This is a genomic window from Paenibacillus sp. OT2-17, assembly GCF_009827695.1.
Taxonomy (GTDB): Bacteria; Bacillota; Bacilli; order Paenibacillales; family Paenibacillaceae; genus Paenibacillus; species Paenibacillus polymyxa_B.
Genome location: NZ_WUDQ01000222.1, coordinates 1 through 5,702 on the forward strand (window position 1 = coordinate 1; position 5,702 = coordinate 5,702).

Here is a 5,702-nt window from a genome sequence, read left to right on the forward strand (position 1 = left end):
TCATATGTACAGCGATTCAGTACCTGTATTGGATTCGGAATGGTTAGGAACTACTTCTTCCTCAGCACAGCGGAAAAATGATCGTTATCAGGTAGATAAGCTGACCGGATTTGTAGCGGGACGTCATCATCAAGACAAGCAATCTTCCGATTCGAGTGATCAAGGGCAGGAGAGCTGGAGATGGACTTTTCCAAACTCAGAATCTAAAAGCGCGGGAAACCGAGTTACGGAAGATAGGGAGAACACTTCAGCAAACTATGACCTACACGAGCCATCGTGGAAAGGTGCGGGACGGGGAAATGAATTGGAAGCCAGTGATACCAGTGAGGCTTATTATAAGTCTCTCTCCGGGGTAACGGAGCTGCTAAATGCTGCATCTAAGCAGGAAACGATGCTGCTTCGTCCAGATCAAGAGATACAGATTTCACCTGTTCAGCAATCACCGATTGCTTGCCTGGAACGCAAGCCACTAGGTAGTGGAGGGACCGAGCGCATCCGGTTGCAGCCAGACCAATTCGTTGCAGGCAGCTTTATCATCGGGAGAGATCCGCAATTGGTCCAGTTTGTGGAGCATACGGATGGAGCTTCCCGTACTCATATTGAGCTTTGCATAGTTACAGGAGAACATAGCCACATTGTTAAGGATTTATCCTCGACGAACGGAACTGCTCTGAATGGAGAGCCTATGGTGCCTTATAAGGAGTACATCCTGAATGAGGGAGACACTTTTAAAATCGCTGGAGTCTCTTATACTTATCGGTTGGACTCTTCTAAATCCTCCAATGCATCATAAATGAAGGTTATATGGATAGATGTCAAGAAGAGGCCTGTTAGATTTAGGGCTTCCTTCTTTATGAATAGTGGACTATTAATAAGAATAAAATGAGGCATCTTAAAAACTTGCAGTCTGCTCGATAGATTGTGTCTGACTTAAAAAATGAACCCTAAGCTGGTAGTGACACTACCTACCAGCCTGGAGTTCCTCTTTTTGCATTCAATGCTGTTTTTGGGAAGAATGGAGTTCCTTTAGAGCGTCCTTAAGTGAAGGATAGTTAAACTTAAATCCGTGCTCCAGCGCTTTGTGCGGGAGTACTTTTTGGCCATCCAAGACAAGGGTGCTCATCTCACCGAGCAGTTTTTGAACGAGAATGCCTGGAACGGGAAACCAATGCGGACGGTGGTATGCCTGAGCCACGGTTTTCCCAAACTGGTCGTTCGTCACTGGGTATGGTGAAGATGCGTTCACTGCCCCGACGATTTCCGTCGTATGGATGCAGTACGTGATCAGACGAACGATATCCTCAATATGAATCCAGCTCATCCATTGATGACCGCTGCCTATTTTGCCGCCGAATCCGAAGCTATAAGGTATCTTCATGAGTGGGAATGCCCCTTTTTTTCTGTCCAGCACAAGGCTAATGCGTAACTTAATTAAACGGGCATCAGAAGGGTAGGCATTGGTGGCTTCCTCCCATTGCTCAACCACCTGAGACAAAAAATCTTTCGAACGACGCGGGCTCGTTTCATCGAATGTTTCGGTCAGGGATGCACCATAGGCGGCAACAGCCGAAGCCTGAATGATAACTTTCGGTTTTTTTTGTAGAGCATTCAATGCTTGAGCCAAACGGGCAACAGATAGCAGTCGTGATTGAAGAATTCTTTGTTTGGACTTATCCGTCCAGCGCTGATTCAGCGTTTCGCCTGCTAAATTAACGACCGCATCTGTGCCTTCCAGTACTTCAGGCTTTTGTTTTAATTCGTTCCAACTCATATATTGCAAGCGGGGGCTCGCTTCGTGTCCTACCAGTGGCTTGCGGGTAACGACTTTCACGGTGTATCCGTCGTCTAGCAGGCTTTTGACCAGTGCACTCCCCACCAATCCAGTTCCTCCACATACGATGATGTTCATGGAGCCAGCTCTCCTTCCGATTCACAAAAAAATACATCTGTTATAGAATATAACCCTTTTTGAGAAAAAAACTTCATATGAATGTACCTTTATACGGTTAAGGATGTCAATCCATGATTTTATTTACCCTCGTTTGACTAACATAAATTCTGATGTGTACTTTATCTACGTGTTCCCTTAATAGAGTCATTTAAGAAAGCTGCCATAAAAGCTATGTTGTTTGATTTCAATAATCACGTTAAAATGATTAAATTAAAATAAGACAAGCATAACAGGATAAGGGGATGAATCAGGATCATGCTGAAAATTGGTTCTCATGTGTCCTTCTCGGACAAAGGTCTGCTCAGCGCTACAAAAGAAGCGTCTTCTTACGGGTCCAGCTCCTTTATGATATACACGGGAGCACCGCAAAACACGCGTCGTAAGCCGATGGAGTCCATGTATTTGGAGGAAGGCAAGCAGTTAATGGCTGAGAAGGGAATGGAAGATATCGTGGTGCATGCCCCGTATATCATCAACCTTGGCTCTTACAAAGAAAATACCTATGAGCTTGCGGTCAGCTTTCTTCAGGAGGAAATTCGACGCACACACGCGATTGGTGTGAAAAATATCGTGCTGCATCCAGGCGCTTTTACCGATAAGGATGCAGAATACGGAATCGGGCGTATTGCTGATGGTTTGAACGAGGTACTAAACGGCGTGAAGGAGACAGATGTTAACATTGCGCTTGAAACGATGGCAGGCAAAGGAACGGAAATGGGTCGTAGCTTTGAGGAGATTGCCTCCATTATAGATAAAGTAGAGCATAACGAGCGTCTTACGGTTTGTATGGACACCTGTCACATTCACGATGCGGGTTATGATATCGTAAATGATCTGGACGGTGTATTGGAGCAATTCGACCGTATTGTCGGCTTGAATCGCATCGCAGTTGTTCACATCAATGATAGTAAAAATCCAGTTGGCGCTCATAAAGACAGACATACTCCTATCGGATCAGGCTGGATTGGCTATCAGACTATTCATAATGTGGTGCATCATGAAGCACTTCAAGGACGTCCGTTTATTTTGGAGACGCCATGGATTGGCAAGGAAGCCAAAACTCAGCGTCCGATGTATGAGGTTGAAATTGCCCTGCTTCGCGGAAATGTAAAGGAACGCTTTGGGGATGAGTTTTTGGGTCAGGTAGAACAATTGCGTTCGTTTTTCAAAAAACAGGATGTGGATGTCCGTAAATTTGTGCTGGACACCTGGGCTCTGCTAAAAAATGATGCCAAAGCAAGAAAAGCCGATCCACGTGAGCCGTTGGAACGTCTGTATGACATGATAACGGAAGCAGCACTATTTCCAGATTTGAGCGAAGAACACATTAATCAACGGTTGATTGCCTGGTTTGCCGGCAGTCATTTGCCAGTGACGGTATAAGCTAAGGGGGATTAATAGCCACATGGAAATTCACGTAAAACATCAGCCAAATAGCACTCTGTCTGCCCATGAAAACCGCGCGCGTATGCTTGTATCTTGTCCAGACGGACCAGGTATTGTAGCGGCCGTGTCCCGTTTTTTGTACGAGCATGGGGCCAATATCGTTCAATCTGATCAATATACAATGGACCCGTCCGGCGGTATGTTTTTTATGCGGATTGAATTTGATCTGCCGAATTTGAGTGCAACCCAGCCACAGCTGGAGCAGGATTTTGCCGCTGTTGCTGAGCAATTCCGTATGGAGTGGACGATTTCTGCGGTTAGCCGCAAGAAAAAACTGGCTATTTTCGTTTCTAAAGAAGATCACTGTTTGGTAGAACTGCTGTGGCAATGGCAGGCAGGGGATCTGGACGCGGATATTTCATTGGTGGTTAGTAATCATCCGGATATGAAGGAGTATGTGGAATCATTTGGCATCCCGTATCACCATATTCCGGTAACAGCCGATACCAAACCGGAGGCGGAGCGCCGCCAACTAGAGGTCATTGGCGAAGACATTGACGTTATCATTTTAGCCCGTTACATGCAGATTATTTCTCCCAAGTTTATTGAGCATTATCGCAACCGGATTATCAATATCCATCATTCCTTTCTGCCGGCATTCGTGGGTGGGAAGCCATACGCCCAAGCCTATAATCGCGGTGTGAAAATTATTGGTGCTACTGCGCATTATGTAACTGAAGAATTGGACGGCGGCCCGATCATTGAGCAGGACGTGCAGCGTGTAAGCCACGGAGATGATGTAAATGAGCTAAAACGGATCGGTCGCACCATAGAGCGGGTCGTTTTGGCAAGAGCCGTGAAGTGGCATGCAGAGGATCGTATTCTGGTTCATGAGAACAAAACGGTCGTTTTTAACTAATCTTAAAATTTTAGAAAAAACTTGTGAGTATATATTTTTTGTTGAACAAAGCCCGCTGTATAACGGGCTTTGTTTTTTTATGTAAGGATTTTGAAAAATTCGACTCCAGTCGCTCCGAAGTGCAAGATATAGACGAACTAAACCATTTCGATCTATATCTTATTCATTGGAAGTCGCTTATGGGATTTTTGCAAAATCCTCATGTGAGTTACTCGCCTTAATAAACAGTCAGTACATAATATTTTTTTGTGATTTTATAATTTTTTAAATGAGGTTAATACATTACGGGTATATTTATATGAGGACTCGGTACTACATTTCCACAATCATCTTTATAAACGATCTGGCAAACTTTCACGGCAGATGGTACAATACTTAAGAATGTATAAGTCATATTGAAACATTCAAGCAGATTCACTCACTTCAATAGACATCGTTTCTATATCGGACGGTGGTGTTGGAGAGTATGACCGAATGCAATTGACATACTTTATACAATATGAGGAGGCAAACCATGACTGACCAGAATCAAGCGATTCAAAAGGATGAAAACTCCACGATCGACAATTTGTCCATCACAACTATTCGTACGTTGGCAATTGACGCCATCGAGAAAGCAAACTCGGGACATCCTGGTATGCCGATGGGCTCCGCGCCAATGGGATACCAACTTTTTGCTAAAACGATGAATCATAATCCCGATCAACCTACATGGGTTAACCGTGACCGTTTTGTATTGTCCGCAGGACATGGTTCCATGTTGCTATACAGCCTTCTGCACCTGAGCGGCTATGATCTTCCTATGGAAGAACTGAAGCAATTCCGTCAATGGGGCAGCCTTACACCCGGACACCCTGAGTTTGGGCACACTGCTGGTGTAGATGCTACAACTGGACCTCTGGGACAAGGTCTCGCAATGTCCGTAGGTATGGCAATGGCTGAAGCTCAACTGGGTGCAACATATAATAAAGACGAATTTAAAGTTGTAGATCACTTCACGTATGCAATCTGCGGCGATGGCGATCTGATGGAAGGTATTTCCCACGAGGCTGCTTCGCTGGCTGGTCGCTTACAACTGGGCAAGCTGATTGTATTGTTTGATTCCAATGATATTACACTGGACGGCAAGCTTAATCTGTCCTCTTCCGAGAGTGTTGCCAAACGCTTTGAAGCTTACAACTGGCAAGTACTGCGCGTAGAAGATGGTAACGACCTTCCAGCCATCCAAAAAGCCATTGAAGAAGCGCAAGGCGACTCGACACGCCCTACGCTGATTGAAGTGAAAACAGTTATCGGCTACGGAAGCCCGAACAAACAAGGTAAAGGCGGACACGGTGGTACTCATGGTTCCCCGCTGGGATCAGAAGAAGCCAAGCTGACTAAAGATTTCTACAAATGGGTATACGAAGAGGACTTCCACGTACCACAAGAGGTTCGCGAGCATTT

5 protein-coding genes are annotated in these 5,702 nt (G+C 45.2%); 4 read left to right on the forward strand and 1 reads right to left on the reverse strand.

The annotated features are described in order from the left end of the window. On the forward strand, window positions 1–793 hold a 793-nt coding region (locus GRP75_RS17940), incomplete at its 5' end, for an FHA domain-containing protein (RefSeq protein WP_160789958.1). 201 nt (window positions 794–994) lie between these two features. Here the strand turns inward: GRP75_RS17940 and GRP75_RS17945 are convergent. After that, window positions 995–1,909, reverse strand: a complete 915-nt coding sequence (locus tag GRP75_RS17945) for a TIGR01777 family oxidoreductase (protein ID WP_160789959.1) — start codon at window positions 1,907–1,909, stop codon at window positions 995–997. A 297-nt stretch (window positions 1,910–2,206) separates the two neighbouring features. On the opposite strand from GRP75_RS17945, the gene GRP75_RS17950 reads away from it, so the two are divergent. From GRP75_RS17950 to GRP75_RS17960, 3 genes are all read left to right on the forward strand, one after another. Beyond that, window positions 2,207–3,334 (forward strand): deoxyribonuclease IV, encoded by a 1,128-nt coding sequence (locus tag GRP75_RS17950; protein WP_160789960.1) that lies wholly within the window; start codon window positions 2,207–2,209, stop codon window positions 3,332–3,334. Window positions 3,335–3,356: 22 nt separating this feature from the next. After that, the gene (purU, locus tag GRP75_RS17955; protein ID WP_023987631.1) at window positions 3,357–4,256 is read left to right on the forward strand and encodes a formyltetrahydrofolate deformylase; all 900 of its coding nucleotides are present in this window, start codon (window positions 3,357–3,359) and stop codon (window positions 4,254–4,256) included. 514 nt (window positions 4,257–4,770) lie between these two features. Then, a partial coding sequence (locus tag GRP75_RS17960) for a thiamine pyrophosphate-dependent enzyme (RefSeq protein ID WP_237449093.1) occupies window positions 4,771–5,702 on the forward strand: 932 nt, incomplete at its 3' end.